The sequence below is a fragment of the Vibrio floridensis genome, assembly GCF_021852965.1.
GTDB classification, from domain to species: domain Bacteria; phylum Pseudomonadota; class Gammaproteobacteria; order Enterobacterales; family Vibrionaceae; genus Vibrio; species Vibrio floridensis.
This window is the reverse complement of the sequence record NZ_JAKGCY010000006.1, coordinates 61,036-78,862: the sequence shown is the minus strand read 5'-3', so window position 1 is coordinate 78,862 and position 17,827 is coordinate 61,036. Positions and strand designations below refer to the sequence as shown.

The following is a 17,827-nucleotide window of genomic DNA, read 5'->3' as shown; positions in this document are numbered from 1 at the left end:
ATCGAGGTTATTCCGAATGAATTTGCATTACAATGGTTTGCATGATGAAAACACAATGGAATTGAGTGTGAGCACAAAAGAGTTATATATCGGTGTCATGTCCGGCACGAGTATGGATGGGGTAGATTGTGCCCTCGTGGAGTTCGACCAAGAGCAAGTCCGCTTAATTGCCCACAGTGACTACCCGATGCCAGCAGACTTACGCCAGCAACTGCTCTCCGTTTGCACTGGGCAAGCCACCAACTTAAAGCAGATTGGCGAACTTGATCACCGCCTCGGCCATCTTTTTGCCGATGCCGTGATGGATTTGCTCAGCCAAGCAGGCGTCGACGCGAGCCAGATTCGCGCTATCGGTAATCATGGCCAAACGGTATTTCATCAACCGAATGGCGAGTTTCCTTTTACCACCCAATTGGGCGACGCCAACATTATTGCCACCCGCACCAACATTGACACCGTGGCAGATTTTCGTCGCAAAGACATGGCATTGGGCGGCCAAGGCGCCCCTTTGGTTCCGGCTTTTCATCAAAGTGTATTTGCGCTGCAAGATTCCACTACCGTGGTGTTGAACATCGGCGGAATTGCCAATATCTCAGTGCTCCACCCAACTCGCCCTGTTCTTGGTTACGACACTGGACCAGGGAATATGTTGATGGATGCTTGGTGTGAAACACACACACAACAGAATTACGACAAAGACGCGCGGTTTGCTCTCCAAGGGGAGGTGAATGAGGCGTTACTAAATACGCTGTTGCAAGAGCCTTATTTGTATCAAGACGCCCCAAAGAGCACAGGGCGCGAGCTTTTCAATATGGAGTGGTTGAGAGCAAAACTACAAGGGCAGAACTATCGAAGCGAAGATGTACAGCGCACCTTGTGTGAGTACACCGCCTTAACCATTAGTAAAGAAGTTGAGCGCTTTCGCTATGGTCCAACACCGCAGTTGCTGGTTTGTGGTGGCGGGGCTCGTAACCCTCTGCTGATGCAACGATTGCAGCAACAGCTGCCTCAGTGGCAGGTCTCAACGACCGATGCAAAAGGGGTCAGTGGGGACTACATGGAAGCCATGGCGTTTGCTTGGTTGGCCTATCGCCACCTGCACCGCTTACCAAGCAATTTACCCGAAGTGACTGGCGCGAGCCGCTTGGCGAGCCTCGGTGTACTCTACCCCAAAGCCTAGATAAAACGCGGTGACGGGTAGATGCCTGTCACCGCGTGAAATTTTAGGCTTCTTGCACCTTGATCAAAGAGACTATCGTCTCTCCTTCTTTTGGCGAGAAGTTCGCACTGTTGTGGCAAATTTGCACACGCCCATTGGTATCCACTACAAACAGCGGCAATACGTAATTATTCGCGTGCGTCTCACGATAATCTGCGTACGTGTAGTTTTCACTGATCTTGGTGTGACGCACTTCCGCCCCTTGATTGATCAGACTGGCTAACTTTTTATAACTGATCGCTTCATCTAAGAATGGCAGCCCTTTGTAGCCATCAGACACCGAATGTTTGTCACCCGAACCATTGCCATTGGACTTATCGTATAAACAGAAAATCCGCTTATCACTGAAGTCGTTGAGAAAGTGCATGCACGCCATAATGTTGAAGTAGCGATCAGGGCTCAGTGCCACCACATGCCCGATGCCAATTAAGTTGAGGTACTCATCAGCGTGGCTCGATACCGGGTTGCCAAAATAGTTATCCAGCCCAGCCATACGCGCTTGACGAATGTAATCCCAGTTCGAATCCGTTAACACCACGCGGCAATCGTACTTGTTGATTGCCTGAGCTAATGTACGCGCGACATCGTTCGCTCCGATGATCAAGAAACCTTTTGGAGCGGGTTCTGACACCCCTAGTGCCACCGCCATTGGCCGAGCCGTTGCACTTTGCAGCACCACAGTGCCAATAATCACCATAAAGGTAAGTGGCACTAACAACGCAGCCTCAGACATGCCGAGTGATTCTAACTTGATCGCAAATAACGACGAAATGGACGCGGCGACAATGCCACGTGGCGCCACCCAAGCCAGAAAGGCCTTTTCTTTACCATTAAGCGAGCTGCGCAGCGTCGCAAGATAGATAGAGACCGGACGAGAGACAAACTGAATAAACGCGAATAAGACCAAGGCGCTGATGCCGAGTGTGTAAAAGTCTTCCGGCTGGATACGCGCCGCCAACAAAATGAACAAGCCAGTAATAAAGAGAATGGTGAGATGCTCTTTAAAGTGAAGAATATGCTTGATATCCACCCCTTTGGAGTTGGCTAACCACATCCCCATCACTGTGACCGTTAATAGACCCGATTCATGCTCCAGATGATTCGAGAGCGCAAACACGCCCAGCACTAAGCTTAAAACGGCAAACGGTTGTAGGTATTCAGGCAACCAGCCACGGCGCAGTACCACCGCGAGAAACTGACCAAACAGAACGCCTAATCCTAGGCCAATGGCCAGAATCCACGCCAATACCACCAAACTGTGCGCTTCACTGCTGGAGACAATGAACTCATACACCATCACCACAAACAGTGCGCCGAGCGGATCGATTAAAATCCCTTCCCAACGTAAAATATTGGAGAGGCGCGTCGATGGCCTAACGGTGCGCAGCAGCGGCACAATCACCGTTGGCCCAGTGACCACGGTCAAACTACCAAACAACAACGCAAGCGGCCAATCAAACCCTAGCAGATAGTGAGTTGCGGTACTGGTTAATCCCCATGAAACCACCGCACCGAGCGTCACTATGCTCCAAACGGTGTTACTGACACCGCGTATTTCGCGAAAGTTCAGCGTTAAGCTGCCTTCAAACAGAATCACAGCGACCGCTAATGACACCATAGGAAAAAGCAAATCGCCCAAAAGCAGCTCTGGCTGAAGCCAGCCACTCACCGGCCCAACCAATAAGCCCGCCACCAATAAAAATAGAATTGCAGGCAATTTTAACCGCCAAGCAAACCACTGACAGGCAAGCCCTATTACCCCTATACCAGCAAGCCATAATGCGGTTGTTTCGGTTTGCATATCCGTTGCCTCATCCGTTGGGTTAATTAGTTTTGGTATTCATTCCAACCACGCTGCCATTCCATGCGGAATTTTTGTGCTTGCTCTGTCCCTTCACAAACACCTTCATAGTATTGACCAGAGAGTCCCATCTGATAAGCAAAATCGGGGTTACAATATTCCGCTACCCCTTCAAGGTAACCTTGTTCATAGTCACTTTTGTTAACTTCACCTAACTCCGCCAACGCTTTATAGCTACGCTGAGTGTGTCCTGCGATACCATCTTGATAACCAATTTGCTGCCAATCGCCTTGCTGAGCGAGTTGCTCTGTTGAAGCGACGCAACCCGCCAGCAGAAACACGGCCAATCCTAGCGCACTTGTTTTCATTCCATTTCCTTAACTGATTGTTTGTGCAAATACATTATCATTAAAAACAGCGAATATGCCGCTCGTGCACAAAAAATAGTTTTGTTCCGACCATTGAGCAAACGTTAAAACCACTTAATTGGCCCATCGACCACTCAACTCGATATTCGACCACTGACTTCATCACCGAATGCATCTCGCCAAACCAAGCTTTACTATCCATCCTGAGCTTAATTAATTATCCAAGGACAAATTGCTATGATGTGGTTTCTTACCTGTGTCGCAGCCCTGATTGGCGGATACTTCATCTACGGTGCTTTCGTTGAGAAAGTATTTGGTATCAATGAAAATCGCCGTACCCCTGCCCATACAAAAACCGACGGCGTTGACTATGTGCCAATGTCGACCAAAAAAGTCTACTTAGTACAACTACTGAATATTGCTGGCGTTGGCCCTATCTTTGGTCCAATCATGGGTGCCCTATACGGCCCTGCGGCGATGCTTTGGATTGTTGTCGGCTGTATCTTCGCTGGTGCAGTACACGATTACTTCTCTGGCATGCTTTCTGTGCGTAACGGTGGTGCTTCTGTACCGACCATCACAGGTCGCTACCTTGGTAATGGCGCGAAACACTTTATGAACATTTTTGCCATTGTCTTGCTGCTGCTTGTTGGTGTGGTCTTCGTTTCCGCGCCTGCTGGCATGATCACCAATCTGATCAATGACCAAACCAGCTTCTCTGTGAGCATGACCACCATGGTTGTGGTGATTTTTGCTTACTACATCATCGCAACCATCGTACCGGTTGATAAAATCATCGGTCGCTTCTACCCACTGTTTGGTGCGTTGCTGATTTTCATGTCTGTTGGTCTGATGACGGCGATTGCATTCTCTTCTGAGCACACCGTGATGGGTGATTTCCAAGTCAGCGACATGTTCACTAACTTGAACCCGAATGATATGCCTCTATGGCCAGCTCTGTTCATCACTATTGCTTGTGGTGCGATCTCTGGCTTCCACGCAACGCAATCACCTTTGATGGCTCGTTGTATGGAAAATGAGAAAAACGGCCGCTTTGTCTTCTACGGCGCGATGATTGGTGAAGGTGTGATCGCATTGATCTGGTGTGCTATCGCACTCTCGTTCTTCGGCACACTTGAAGGACTAGCAGAAGCGGTGAAAAACGGTGGCCCTGGCAACGTGGTTTACAGCGCATCATTTGGTCTGCTTGGCGTATTTGGCGGCGTAATTGCCTTCCTAGGTGTGGTCATTCTTCCTATTACTTCGGGTGACACAGCGTTCCGCTCTAGCCGTTTGATCCTTGCTGAATACTTCAACATGGAACAGAAAACCCTACGTAACCGCCTGTTGATGGCCGTACCACTGTTCGTACTTGGTGGCATTCTGACTCAAGTCGATTTCGGCATCATCTGGCGCTACTTCGGTTTTGCCAACCAAACCACCGCAGTCATGATGTTGTGGACAGCATCAGCTTACCTACTGCGTCACAACAAGCTACATTGGATCACCACAGTACCTGCTTTCTTCATGACAACGGTTTGTGTGACCTTTATCCTCAACAACAGCGCGCTGGGCTTTGGTTTGCCAATGCAACTCTCCACCATTGCTGGCGTACTCTTCGCGGCAGCGGTAACCGGTTACGTGATTAAAACATCAAAAGGCAAAGGCGAAACGGACCTTGCCGATGAGGAAAAACCTCAAGGCGTCACTGAAACTGCTTAATCAATCCACCTTTGCTTGCTAAACCCAACAGAGCCTGCCAAGTGTAGGCTCTGTTTTTATCCGCTAAACTCAGGAAGACTAACGTTTTCTTACTTTCGGTGTTGTCAATAATCGTGACTCACAAACGCTGATGCCACCGACAACAAACAGTAGCCACGAAGAGGCAATATGGAACTGGTGATTTCACTGCTACAACAGATGTGTGTCTATCTTGTTTTAGCCTATATGCTCAGCAAGACCCCCATCATCTTACCACTACTGAACATCTCATCGCGTTTGAGCCACCGCGTTCTGTGCTACTTATTGTTTTCCGCCTTCTGTATCTTGGGCACCTACTTTGGTTTACACATCAATGACGCCATAGCCAATACTCGTGCAATTGGGGCAGTCATGGGCGGCTTGTTTGGCGGGCCGATTGTGGGCTTTGCGGTGGGATTAACCGGTGGTTTACATCGCTACACCTTAGGAGGATTCACCGATTTAGCCTGCGCGATTTCGACCACAGCGGAAGGCTTGATTGGTGGCTTGCTGCATATCTATCTGATTAAGAGAAACAAAGGCGCACAGCTGTTTAATCCCTCTGTGGTGTTTAGCATCACCTTCGTCGCCGAAATCATGCAAATGATCATTTTGTTGGTAGTCGCTAAGCCCTTTGATCAAGCCTATAACCTCGTCTCCACCATCGCTGCACCGATGATCATTGCCAATTCGGTCGGTGCCGCGTTGTTTATGAGCATTTTGCAAGACAGAAAAACCATCTTTGAAAAGTACTCCGCCACCTTTTCGCGTCGGGCATTGACCATTGCGGATCGCTCTGTGGGTATCTTGCACACGGGCTTTAACAGTGCCAACGCAGAAAAAATCGCCCGCATTATTTATGAAGAAACCAATGTGGGCGCGGTTGCGATCACCGATCAAGAGAAGATTCTCGCGTTTGTCGGCATTGGCGATGATCACCACAAGCCTAATACGCCCATTTCGTCGCAAAGCACCCTTGATTCGATGAGCCAAAACGCCATCATTTACCTCGATGGTAGCGAGCGTCCATATCAATGCTCTCTCGCTGCCGACTGTAAATTGGGCTCGGCACTGATCATTCCACTGCGGGCAGGTAAAGAGGTGGTGGGAACCATTAAGCTGTACGAGCCGAAGCGCAAGTTGTTTTCAACCATTAATATGTCGATGGCCGAAGGCATTGCCCAACTGCTTTCCAGCCAAATTCTCTATGGCGATTATCAGCAACAACAAACGCTGCTGACGCAATCGGAGATTAAGCTGCTGCATGCTCAAGTGAATCCGCATTTCTTATTCAACGCGCTAAACACGATTAGCGCGGTGATTCGTCGCGATCCTGATAAAGCACGCGAACTGATTCAAAATTTGTCGCACTTCTTTCGCAGCAACTTAAAACAGAACATCAACACCGTCACACTGAAAGAAGAGCTGGCGCATGTGAATGCCTACCTCAGCATTGAAAAAGCACGTTTTGCTGACCGCCTAGAGATAGAGATTGATATCACACCAGAGCTGTTCGACATCAAACTGCCCAGCTTTACCTTGCAGCCTTTGGTGGAAAACGCCATTAAGCATGGTATTTCAAATATGCTGGAGGGAGGACGGGTATGCATTTACAGCCAATCTTGTGAGCAAGGTGATGTCATCGTGGTCGAAGATAATGCAGGTAGCTATCAGCCCCCAGCAGAAAATCATTCAGGACTGGGAATGGAAATAGTCGATAAACGGCTGACGCACCATTTTGGGCGTGACTCAGCACTAAAAATCGAGGCGAAAGAGCATCAATTTACTAAAATGAGCTTTATCATTCCCCGCAGCCATCACACTGCAATTTAGCCAACAAGGTAGTAAACGGATGTTGACCGCACTGGTAATCGACGATGAACCTTTTGCTCGCGAAGAGCTTACAGACCTGCTTAGCGAAACAGGTGACATTGATGTGATTGGCGACGCCGCCAACGCGATTGTCGGCTTAAAGAAAATTAATGAGTTAAAACCGGATGTGGTGTTTCTCGATATTCAGATGCCGCAAGTCACGGGCATTGAACTGCTGGGCATGATGGATCCAGACACCATGCCTTACGTGGTGTTTGTCACCGCCTACGATCAATACGCCATCCAAGCCTTTGAAGATAATGCGTTTGATTACCTACTCAAGCCCGTTGATCCGGAACGCTTACGTAAAACGGTTAAACGTCTAAGTAAAGCCGCCAGTCATTCCGCCTTGAGCCAGCACATCGCCAGTTTAGCCCCTGAGACCCTCGATCAAATTCCCTGCATTGGCCACAACCGCATTGTGATCATGGCGACAGAGAGCGTCGAATGCGCCTACAGCGACATCAGTGGTGTGCATGTGCGCTCAGCCAGTCAAACCGCCAGTACTCAGCTCACCTTAAAAGTGCTGGAAGAAAAAACCTCATTGGTGCGCTGCCACCGCCAATACCTGATCAGTATTAAAGCCATCAGCGAGATCAAACTGCTGGAAAATGGTTTAGCGGAAATCATCACTAAAACTGGATTTGAAGTGCCCGTCAGTCGCCGCTACCTGAAATTGCTCAAAGAGATGCTGGGACTCAGCCATTAAAAATGGCGATACTGAGATCGCCATTAGTAGGGTCTATTGACCTTAGGTATTCAAATCAGGGTGACTCGTTAGTCAATCTGCTTAATTTGCAGCTCTTTAGGCACTTCAAAGAACATGTTCTCTTCACGGCCTAGCACTTCTTCAACCGATTGAGCACCCAACTCTTTAATGCGAGTTAGGATTTGATTGACCAGTTCTTCTGGTGCAGAGGCCCCTGCCGTTACGCCCACTTTGACTTTGCCATCAAACCATTGTGGCTCAATGTCTTGCGGACAATCTGTTAAGTAAGCAGGTGTGCCTAATTTTTCCGCCAACTCTTTTAGACGGGTCGAGTTTGAGGAGTTCTTTGAACCCACCACCACTACCACATCGACATCTTTCGCCAATTCACGCACCGCATCTTGGCGGTTTTGTGTCGCATAGCAGATATCGTCTTTGCGTGGGCCTTGGATCTCTGGGAAAACTCGACGCAACTCATCAATCACGTCCGCGGTTTCATCCACCGATAAGGTCGTTTGGCTTACGTAGTGCAAGTTGCTCGGATCTTTAACTATCGCTTTCAAGCCAAGTACATCTTCCGGTTTTTCGACGAGGTACATACCGCCCTGCAAGCTGGCATATTGACCCATGGTACCTTCTACCTCTGGGTGGCCCGCATGACCGATCAGCACCACTTCCATATGCTTACGGCTGGCTCTCGCCACTTCCATATGCACTTTCGTCACCAATGGGCATGTCGCATCAAACACAGTTAGCGCACGCTCTTTGGCTTCCTGACGCACCGCTTGAGACACGCCATGAGCAGAGAAAATAACAATATTGTCGTCTGGCACTTCATGCAGCTCTTCGACAAAGATCGCGCCGCGCTGCTTTAAGCCTTCCACCACAAAACGGTTGTGCACCACTTCATGGCGTACGTAGATAGGCGGTTGATACAGTTCCAGTGCACGCTCAACAATACTGATGGCACGGTCGACACCCGCACAGAATCCACGTGGGTTCGCTAACAAGATTTTCATTTCATTGCTCATGGTAGTTTTCTTTTCGCTGGCTATTCTACTGACAAAATTTCAACTTCAAAAGTCACATCTTGGCCTGCAAGTGGATGATTGAAATCCACCGTCACTGAATCACCGGCTATTTCAGTAATAATGCCAGGGATCTCCATGCCATCCGGCCCACTGAACGCCATGATGGTGCCGACTTCCACTTGCGCTTCGCCAACAAATTTTGTGCGGTCCATATGGTGAATATGGTCTGGGTTAGGCATGCCAAAAGCGTCCGCCGCTTTTAGCTCAATCGCTTTGTTTTCCCCAACGGTGAGGCCGAGCAAACACTGCTCAAAATTCTCACTTAAACTGCCATCACCCATAACAAACTTCGCGGGTTTGCCCATATTGTGCGTGCTATCTGCGACAGAACCGTCATTCATTTTGATCGTAAAATGCAGTGTGACTGCGGAATTATTATTGATTGTACTCACGTTACTGCTTCCTTGAGGTCATTATTGTTTTTCTTGGTGTATACCCTAAATAGTGGGAGTTGCGGCTAGGCGACAAGATAATTCATCCCTATGAGCATAATGCGCTATGTGATTAGGGCGGCCGGCGTACCGGGAAATTATCGCAGTCAACAACGCTGCAGCTTCAAATATGACGGGTATACTAAAAAGCGTCGCCAGAATCAACCGACGACGCTTAGGGTTATTCGCGATCTCGCAAAGATTACTTCCCTTCTTCCTTTTTCCGGAAGCCATCGAGAATGATCATCGCCGCGCCAAGACAAATTGCCGTGTCGGCTAAGTTGAATGCAGGCCAATGGTAAGTTCCCCAATAAAAGTCGAGGTAATCCACCACAAAGCCATGCACCATGCGATCAAACACGTTGCCAATCGCACCACCAATGATCATGGCATAAGCGACATTATTCCATTTTTCTGCCGCTGGTAGCTTGCTCATCCAGTAGGTCAATAGACCCGTGACCACAAACGCAATACCAGTAAATAACCAGCGTTGCCAACCGGCTTGATCGCTCAAAAAGCTAAACGCGGCACCGTAGTTATGCACATAGAGCAGATTAAAGAAAGGCAAAACCTCAATGCGATTTGCCCAGCCATACCCCATGTTTTCCATCACAATGAATTTAATACCGATATCGGCTAAAAACACCACCAGTGCCAGCCATAACCAACGTACACCCGTTTGTTTGAATATCTGCGCTTTACCGCTCATCTTTCTTCCTAAAAATAACCCCAGTCGATACTGGGGCTATAAAATTTAAAAAAAGTTCAATCGTATTGAAGGGACCGATTAAGCGAACTTACGCGCTTCGCCTTCACCATCCACGTTTGACACACAACGGCCACAAATCTTCTCATGACCTTCAATGGTGCCTACGTCTGGAGTGTGGTGCCAACAACGGTCACACTTCTCAGCTTCCGTTGCACGAACTTCGACGAACAGACCTTCGATGTCGGTGGCTTGCGCAGCATCTGACTTCTCGCTCAATGGTTTCACTGTTGCTGCAGACGTGAGCAGAACAAAACGCAATTCATCTTCCAGCTTGTTGATTTTCGCAGCTAGTGCATCGTCAGCAAATAGAGTCAATTCTGCTTGTAGAGAACCACCAATGGTTTTATCACTACGTGCCGCTTCCAGCAGTTTGTTCACCGCACCACGCACTTTCTGCATTTCAGACCAGAATGCGTTATTCAGTTCTTCGCCTTCAGCAAGACCAAACAGACCATCGAACCACTCACCAGTGAAGACGAACTTGTCACGGTTTTGTCCATTAGGAAGAGAAGTTGGCATTTCGTTCCAAATTTCATCGGCAGTGAACGACATAATCGGTGCCATCCAACGAACCAAGGCTTCTACGATGTAGTACAGCGCAGTTTGACAGCTACGTTGCGCGTGACCACCCAGTTTGGCGGTGTACTGACGGTCTTTGATCACATCAAGATAGAATGAACCCATCTCGATAGAACAGAAGTGCATCAAGCGCTGTGTGACTGCGTGCGTGTTGTACTCATCGTACGCTTTAACAATTTCATTTTGCGCCGCCAGTGCACGACCTACTGCCCAACGGTCAAGCGCAACCATCTCTTCAACTGGCACGATATCCGTTTCAGGATTGAAGCCGTTCAAGTTGGCAAGGAAGAAGCGCGCTGTGTTACGAATACGGCGGTAAGCGTCGGCTGAACGTTTTAAGATTTCGTCAGAAACCGCAACTTCACCCGTGTAGTCTGTAGAAGCAACCCATAGACGCAAGATATCTGCACCCAGTTTGTTGGTGACATCTTTTGGTGCAACCACGTTACCGATCGATTTCGACATTTTACGACCATGGCCGTCAACCACGAAACCGTGCGTCAACACTTGCTTGTAAGGCGCTTTGCCTTTCATCGCAATCGAAGAGATCAATGAAGATTGGAACCAACCACGGTGTTGGTCTGAACCTTCAAGGTACATGTCTGCTTCCGCACCGTTGAACTCTTCACGTTTATCGACCACTGCGTAGTGTGTCACGCCAGAGTCAAACCAAACGTCTAGAGTATCCAGGACTTTCTCATATTGAGCTGCGTCATCACCCAGCAATTCCGCTGCATCGATATCCCACCATGCTTGAATGCCTTTTTGCTCCACCACTTGAGCGACTTTTTCAATCAGCTCAGACGTGTTTGGATGCAACTCTGCGGTTTCTTTGTGCACGAAAAGGGCAATTGGCACACCCCAAGTACGTTGACGTGAGATACACCATTCAGGACGACCTTCGATCATCCCTTCGATACGGCTTTGACCCCATTCAGGCATCCACTGAACACCTTTGATAGACTCAAGCGCTTTAGCACGTAGGCCTGCTTGGTCCATAGAAACGAACCATTGAGGAGTTGCACGGAAGATGATCGGCGTTTTATGGCGCCAGCAATGTGGGTAGCTGTGCTCGTAGGCGTGGTGATGCAGTAGCGCGCCTTTTTCTTTTAGCGTTTCTACTACAGCGTCATTCGCTTTAAATACGTGCTGACCAGCAAATAGCTCTGTGTCTGGTAGGTAAACACCGTTTGAACCCACTGGGTTTGCCACTTCTAGGTTGTACTTTTGGCCAACCGCAAAGTCTTCCTGACCGTGGCCAGGCGCAGTGTGAACCACACCAGTACCTGAATCAGTCGTCACGTGATCACCAAGGATCGCCGGAACAGTGAAATCGTAGAATGGGTGTTGGAACTGAGTAAGCTCAAGATCTGCACCTTTGGCAAAACCAAGGTTATGGAAGTGCTCGATACCCGCACGATCCATCACGTCTTTCGCCAATTCCGCCGCAACGATAATACGCTCAGGGTTGTCACCCTCAACTTGGACAAGCACGTACTCAAGATCATCACGTAGACACACTGCGCGGTTTGCAGGGAGTGTCCAAGGTGTGGTTGTCCAGATGACGATGGAAACGTCACCTTGACCTTGATGGCCTTCATTCAAAGAGAATTTCGCTAATAGTGCCGCTTCGTCAGCAGCCTTAAAGCGAACATCAATAGAAGGAGACACTTTGTTCTTGTACTCAACTTCTGCTTCTGCCAATGCAGAACCACAATCGGTACACCAGTGAACAGGTTTGAAACCTTTCAATAAGTGACCGTTATCAGCGATCTGGCCAAGCGCGCGGATGATGTTGGCTTCCGTCGTGAAGTCCATGGTGCGGTAAGGTTTATCCCACTCACCCATGATACCAAGACGTTTAAAGCTCTCTTTTTGACCTTCTACTTGGCCCGCTGCGTATTCACGACATTTTTCACGGAACTCAGCAGCAGTCACTTTTTGACCTGGCTTACCCACTTTTTTCTCTACCATCAATTCAATTGGCAGACCGTGGCAGTCCCAACCTGGAACGTAAGGTGCGTCAAAACCTGAAAGTGTTTTGGATTTAATAATAATGTCTTTAAGAATCTTGTTTAGTGCGTGACCAATGTGAATATCACCGTTTGCATATGGAGGGCCATCATGCAACACAAATGATTTCTTGCCTTTTTTCGCTTTACGGATTTCACCGTAAAGGTCTTCTTGATACCAACGCTTTAGCATTTCTGGCTCACGTTTAGCCAGATCGCCGCGCATCGGAAACCCTGTTTCAGGTAAGTTCAGGGTATCTTTATACTCACTCATCGATTCTTAATTCCGTTATATTGGGCGAAAGTTAGACATTATGTTGTTCGGTGGAATAAACCGTTCAACGCTTTAGCTGACGCAGCCACACCCTTGCTGCCTCAGCATCCAATTCAATTTGCTGTTTGAGTGCGTCAAAAGACTCAAACTTCTTTTCATCACGCAGTTTATGCAAAAGTACCACTTCTAACTGCTTGCCATACAAGTTGGCTTGAAAGTCGAATAAATGTACCTCTAACTGCTGACGAACGCCGTTAACCGTCGGTCTTTGGCCAATGTTGGCCACGCCACCAATCGGTTTGTTATCCAAGCCTAACGCTTGAACGACATACACGCCAGAGACGGGAGAAACACAGCGTTTTAGCGGAATATTGGCGGTAGGGAAACCTATCGTCCTGCCTAATTTACGGCCATGTGAAACACGCCCGCTAATGCTGTAATCCCGCCCTAACATTTGAGCGGCAACCGCTAGCTGATCGTGAGCAAGCGCGTCACGAATGGCGGTACTACTGACTCTTAACTGCGCTAAACAGAAGCTTTGGGTATTCACTACGGTGAAACCGTATTTTTTACCCGCTTCTTGCAGCATGGCAAAATTGCCTTGTCTTGCTTTACCAAAACAAAAATCATCGCCAACAACGAGAAACTTAACACCCAAACGCTCAACCAACAAGTCGCGAATAAAGGCATCCGCATCTAAGGAAGCGAAATGACGATTAAAGTTGACGCACAACAATCGATCGATCTCAAGCTTACCTAATTGGACAAACTTATCGCGTAAACGCGTTAAGCGCGCAGGGGCTTTCTCTTTGGCAAACAGCTCTAAAGGCTGAGGTTCAAATGTCATCACGACAGAAGGTAACGACATTTCCCTAGCTCGCAGAGAGACTTGACGCAACACTTCTTGGTGCCCTAAATGCACACCATCAAAGTTACCTATGGTCAATACACAGCCGCGATGCTGTGGTTTTATATTGTGTATACCTCGTATCAGTTCCATTTGGATACAGCGAAATGCCTCTGTTTTCGTTTTATGCAGTGTCAAACTGGCGGATTATATACCAATCCACCTTACTCTGTCCCAGCTTTTAGGTCTTTTACCCGAATCCCGAGCAAAAAGGCACAAGCAACGTACGCCAATGCGCCAAAGCCGATCAACATCGTCAGCATTGCGGCACGATGGGCGGTGGTCCACTCAAGCCAAACACTCATCTCATCAAGTTGCCACAAAATCGCCGCCACCATCACCGCACCAGAAACCACTAAACGGCTGATAAATAAAAACGTACGTCGAGAGATTTTATAAACACCAGCGATATGCAAACCTCGGTACAACAGTGCCATGTTAACAAAGGCAGACAAAGCAGTCGCGATAGCCAAACCAACATAACCATAGAACCAAGCAAAAATAGCGTTAAACACCATGTTGGTCACCATAGCAACAATGCCATATTTCACTGGCGTTTTAGTGTCTTGACGAGAATAGTAGCCAGGCGCGAGTACCTTAATCAGCATAAAGTTCAACAACCCAGAAGCGTACGCCAAAAGAGACAGAGAGGCTTGATGCACATCTTGTGGGGTAAACTCACCACGCATAAACAGCACCATCAGCATTGGCTTGGCCAATACCATCAAACCGAGCATTGCTGGAATGCCTAGTAAGGTGACCATGCGAACCCCCCAATCCATGGTATGGGCAAACCCCTCGCTGTGTGCATCCACATGTTTGCGAGAAAGCGCAGGAAGGATCACCGTCGCAATGGCAATACCAAATAGACCCAGAGGGAACTCGAGCAAGCGATCAGAATAGTAAAGCCATGAAATCGAACCGGTTTGCAGGAAGCTGGCGATAAAGGTATCAAACAATAAGTTAATTTGACTGACCGATACCCCAAATAAAGCGGGGATCATCAAGGTACGGATTTTGACCACGCCCGGATCGCGCCAACCCCACTTCGGTTTGACTAAAACCCCCGCTTTAATAAGGAAGGGCATTTGAAAAAGAAACTGCACTAAACCACCCAGAAACACCCCTATCGCCAAACCCACTTCAGGTTGAGCCATGATCGGTGATATGTACCATGCACAGAGAATGATCATCACGTTGAGAAAAACGGGTGTAAATGAGGACACCGCGAATTTGCCCATGGTATTGAGAATCGCACCAGACAAGGCAACAAAGGTAATAAACCAAAGATAGGGAAAGGTGATTTTGAGCATAAAGCTGGCAAGCTCAAATTTTTCCGCAGCTGGCCCACCATGTAACCAGTCAATAAACCATCCCGCGCCAAATAATGCCGTGACAACGCCAGAGCCAAGGACACCTATAACGGTAACAATGGACACAATTACCCCCAAGGTACCTGATGCTTTAGCGATGAGATCCCGTGTTTTGTTTAGATCGCCACTGGCGTGGTATTCCGTCAGTACTGGTACAAAGGCTTGAGAGAACGCCCCCTCTGCGAAAAGCCTTCTTAAAAAATTCGGAATTTTGTTGGCAAAGAAAAATACGTCAGCACTGGCGCCTGCGCCCATTAAATTGGCGACAACCACATCGCGCACTAAGCCTAAAACACGAGAAACCAACGTCATAGCGCTGACGATCATGCCGGACTTGAGTAGTCGTTTACTCACTGTAACCTCGAAATAACACCATAGCTTAACTTTTATCCGCCTTTTGTTATCAATGAAGCGGATATTTATTAGCATTGGTCTAAAAATGCTGTTAGAATCCCGCCATCTTAACCGCGATGACCTTTCTTACCAAAACATGTTTTGGCTACGTTTGGTTTTTGCACAAATCATTTGACAATCGGGCATAAATGAGGGATATTCCTCGCCCTTAAATTGTCACCGAACTAAAGTTTTTGGGAGTTAGACCCTTGGCAAATAACAAATCTGCTAAGAAGCGCGCTATCCAAGCTGAGAAACGTCGTCAGCACAATGCTAGCCGTCGTTCAATGATGCGCACTTACATGAAGAAAACTGTTGCTGCAATCGCTGCTGGCGATAAAGAAGCTGCAACTGCTGCATTCGCTGTAGCTACACCGATCCTAGACCGCATGGCGACTAAAGGCCTTATTCACAAGAATAAAGCAGCTCGTCACAAGTCTCGTTTCGCTGCACAAATCAAAGCTCTTTAATAGAGTCTTGATTCAGTGAAAAAAAGCCGGCTCTATGCCGGTTTTTTTATTGCAATTAAATCACTGATATAAAAAAGCTGGCTTGTAAGCCAGCTTTTCTTTTCTACATGTAACACAAAGGCATTATGCTTCGCAATAAAGGCTATGCAGCAGTTTAATCATTGCTTTTACTTCTTCACTTTTCAGAGTGTAGTAAACCGTTTGTGCTTCTTTACGTGTGGTCACCAAACCATCACGACGCAACCACGCCAAGTGTTGCGAAAGTGCCGATTGACTCAACTGCAGTTTGGCACACAGCTCCCCCACCGAGAGTTCTTGATTGTGTAGCATACATAAGATTTGCAGACGTCTTTCATTGGCCATGGCTTTAAGCAATACGACAGCTTGAGCAGAATTTTGCTCCATATCTTTTAAGTTCATGTGTTGGTCCTCTAGCTACAACTCACATGTCTCAACGGTTGTTGCAGATAGTTGTGTTAAACAATTTTATAATTTAGATTTATATTTTTGTAGATAGTAATCTATTTAGGGTATTAAAGGGAACGGTTTCATTCAAACAATTGGCTAAAATCTGCATCACAGACGTTCTTAACCGCTGGATGCTGGATCATACGTTCCGCGAATATGACGTAATATTCTTCCTTGAGATCGTCCACATGACCGATCAACTGAAGTGTTCTGTCTTCTTCTACTTCTAGCATGTATACCGTGGGCGCAAGAAAAATCACATCATCGTTGTAACGAGCGAAGGCTTTCATCAATGCAACATCATCAAACTCTCCCAGCACATCCGGTTGGATGCCTTGACGATCAAACCATTGTAAAACCTTACGTCCCATCGCCGTTCGGCTTCCAGGAATCAACAGTTTTTTCTGCTCCAAAATTGCGGGAAATTCAGCATTATCTATTTTAGTGGAAGAGAAGAAACTCATGCTCGATTCTCCCAGTTTCTTACTATATAGGCCGGGGCTTTGTGTCGAATCGACAGGGCAATCAGACAGAATCATGTCGAGCTTATGTTGTGCCAAACGCTCCAACAACAATTCGTGTGTCGATTCGTAACAACATAAATGGATTTTTTTGTCTTTAGGTACGGTGATCTTCAGCACCTTACTTACTAACCGTTTTGACAACGCATCGGCAACACCGACCTCAAATAGAATATTGGCATGCTGGCTGTAGTTGACGATATCCAACATCTCATAACTCAAGCCAAACATACGGTCAGCGTATTTGAATACCAATTGCCCAAGCTCCGTTGGCTCAACGGTACGGCCGTTTCGTTTTGTCAACTTGCCTTTCATTCGATCTTCAAGTGCTTTGATTTGCCCGGTAACCGTTTGAGGGGTAAGAAACAGCGCATCGGCCGCCTTAGTAACGGAACCTTGCTTACAAACCATCCAGAAATAATAGAGGTGATTATAATTGAGATGTGACATAACCCTTCCTTAAAAGAAACCACTGTCGCTCCTGAGAACAGAACAAATATGACAGACGTCGCCAATTATATCGGGAAAACCGAACTTAAATCGCTACAACATTAAAAAAAACAGAACCAATCAATTTCATATTGTCATATTTTGTGACATAAGCCTCATCAATCGAACAAAAAACAACCTCTAAGAAAATCATAAAAAACAAATTAAAATCAAAAACTTAAACTGATTCATTTTTTGATTCAGAAAATTAATCTGTGATCTTTGATGAAAAAATCTGGATGACACCGAACTGTCATATTACTGAAATATTTCATCTCTACTATCAGCCTCAGTTTCAACAACAGACCAAACTGAGATTTAGAAGGTCAATGGAGAAAATT

At 47.3% G+C, this 17,827-nt stretch carries 15 protein-coding genes; 5 read left to right on the top strand and 10 right to left on the bottom strand.

Features of this window, described 5'->3' with window-relative positions; all coding sequences use genetic code 11:
- Positions 1-16: 16 nt before the first annotated feature.
- Positions 17-1,180 carry an anhydro-N-acetylmuramic acid kinase gene (locus LZU85_RS11410; protein WP_237287124.1) on the top strand — a complete coding sequence of 388 codons (1,164 nt, stop codon included), beginning with the start codon at positions 17-19 and terminating at the stop codon, positions 1,178-1,180.
- 43 nt (positions 1,181-1,223) lie between these two features.
- On the opposite strand, the gene LZU85_RS11405 is transcribed toward LZU85_RS11410, so the two are convergent.
- The gene (locus LZU85_RS11405; RefSeq protein WP_237287123.1) at positions 1,224-3,020 is read right to left on the bottom strand and encodes a cation:proton antiporter; all 1,797 of its coding nucleotides are present in this window, start codon (positions 3,018-3,020) and stop codon (positions 1,224-1,226) included.
- Positions 3,021-3,046: 26 nt separating this feature from the next.
- A complete protein-coding gene (locus tag LZU85_RS11400; RefSeq protein ID WP_011149558.1) occupies positions 3,047-3,388 on the bottom strand; it encodes a DUF2799 domain-containing protein in 342 nt (113 codons plus the stop codon).
- A gap of 237 nt (positions 3,389-3,625) precedes the next feature.
- Between LZU85_RS11400 and LZU85_RS11395 the strand changes: the two genes are divergently transcribed.
- The 3 genes from LZU85_RS11395 (at position 3,626) to btsR (ending at position 7,709) form a co-directional block, all read left to right on the top strand.
- Positions 3,626-5,110, top strand: a complete 1,485-nt coding sequence (locus LZU85_RS11395; protein ID WP_011149556.1) for a carbon starvation CstA family protein — start codon at positions 3,626-3,628, stop codon at positions 5,108-5,110.
- 168 nt (positions 5,111-5,278) lie between these two features.
- The gene (locus LZU85_RS11390) at positions 5,279-6,961 is read left to right on the top strand and encodes a sensor histidine kinase (protein ID WP_237287122.1); all 1,683 of its coding nucleotides are present in this window, start codon (positions 5,279-5,281) and stop codon (positions 6,959-6,961) included.
- 19 nt (positions 6,962-6,980) lie between these two features.
- Positions 6,981-7,709: a two-component system response regulator BtsR gene (btsR, locus tag LZU85_RS11385; RefSeq protein WP_011078592.1), complete on the top strand. Its 729-nt coding sequence runs from the start codon at positions 6,981-6,983 to the stop codon at positions 7,707-7,709.
- Between the two features lie 68 nt (positions 7,710-7,777).
- Here btsR and ispH read toward each other — a convergent pair whose 3' ends face one another.
- The 6 genes from ispH to murJ form a co-directional block, all read right to left on the bottom strand.
- Positions 7,778-8,740, bottom strand: a complete 963-nt coding sequence (gene ispH / locus LZU85_RS11380) for a 4-hydroxy-3-methylbut-2-enyl diphosphate reductase (protein WP_011078593.1) — start codon at positions 8,738-8,740, stop codon at positions 7,778-7,780.
- A 20-nt stretch (positions 8,741-8,760) separates the two neighbouring features.
- A complete protein-coding gene (fkpB, locus tag LZU85_RS11375; protein WP_060532465.1) occupies positions 8,761-9,192 on the bottom strand; it encodes an FKBP-type peptidyl-prolyl cis-trans isomerase in 432 nt (143 codons plus the stop codon).
- Between the two features lie 241 nt (positions 9,193-9,433).
- Positions 9,434-9,940 carry a signal peptidase II gene (lspA, locus tag LZU85_RS11370; protein ID WP_237287121.1) on the bottom strand — a complete coding sequence of 169 codons (507 nt, stop codon included), beginning with the start codon at positions 9,938-9,940 and terminating at the stop codon, positions 9,434-9,436.
- Between the two features lie 78 nt (positions 9,941-10,018).
- A complete protein-coding gene (ileS, locus tag LZU85_RS11365) occupies positions 10,019-12,865 on the bottom strand; it encodes an isoleucine--tRNA ligase (RefSeq protein WP_237287120.1) in 2,847 nt (948 codons plus the stop codon).
- A gap of 64 nt (positions 12,866-12,929) precedes the next feature.
- The gene (ribF, locus tag LZU85_RS11360) at positions 12,930-13,865 is read right to left on the bottom strand and encodes a bifunctional riboflavin kinase/FAD synthetase (protein WP_225463541.1); all 936 of its coding nucleotides are present in this window, start codon (positions 13,863-13,865) and stop codon (positions 12,930-12,932) included.
- Positions 13,866-13,936: 71 nt separating this feature from the next.
- Positions 13,937-15,499, bottom strand: a complete 1,563-nt coding sequence (gene murJ, locus LZU85_RS11355; RefSeq protein WP_237287119.1) for a murein biosynthesis integral membrane protein MurJ — start codon at positions 15,497-15,499, stop codon at positions 13,937-13,939.
- A 248-nt stretch (positions 15,500-15,747) separates the two neighbouring features.
- Here murJ and rpsT point away from each other — a divergent pair, with 248 nt between their 5' ends.
- Entirely contained in the window at positions 15,748-16,008 is a 261-nt protein-coding gene (gene rpsT / locus LZU85_RS11350) for a 30S ribosomal protein S20 (RefSeq protein ID WP_176298073.1), read from the top strand.
- A gap of 123 nt (positions 16,009-16,131) precedes the next feature.
- Here rpsT and LZU85_RS11345 read toward each other — a convergent pair whose 3' ends face one another.
- The gene (locus tag LZU85_RS11345) at positions 16,132-16,428 is read right to left on the bottom strand and encodes an ArsR/SmtB family transcription factor (protein ID WP_176298074.1); all 297 of its coding nucleotides are present in this window, start codon (positions 16,426-16,428) and stop codon (positions 16,132-16,134) included.
- Positions 16,429-16,556: 128 nt separating this feature from the next.
- Entirely contained in the window at positions 16,557-17,447 is an 891-nt protein-coding gene (gene nhaR, locus LZU85_RS11340; RefSeq protein ID WP_176298075.1) for a transcriptional activator NhaR, read from the bottom strand.
- Positions 17,448-17,827 lie beyond the last annotated feature (380 nt).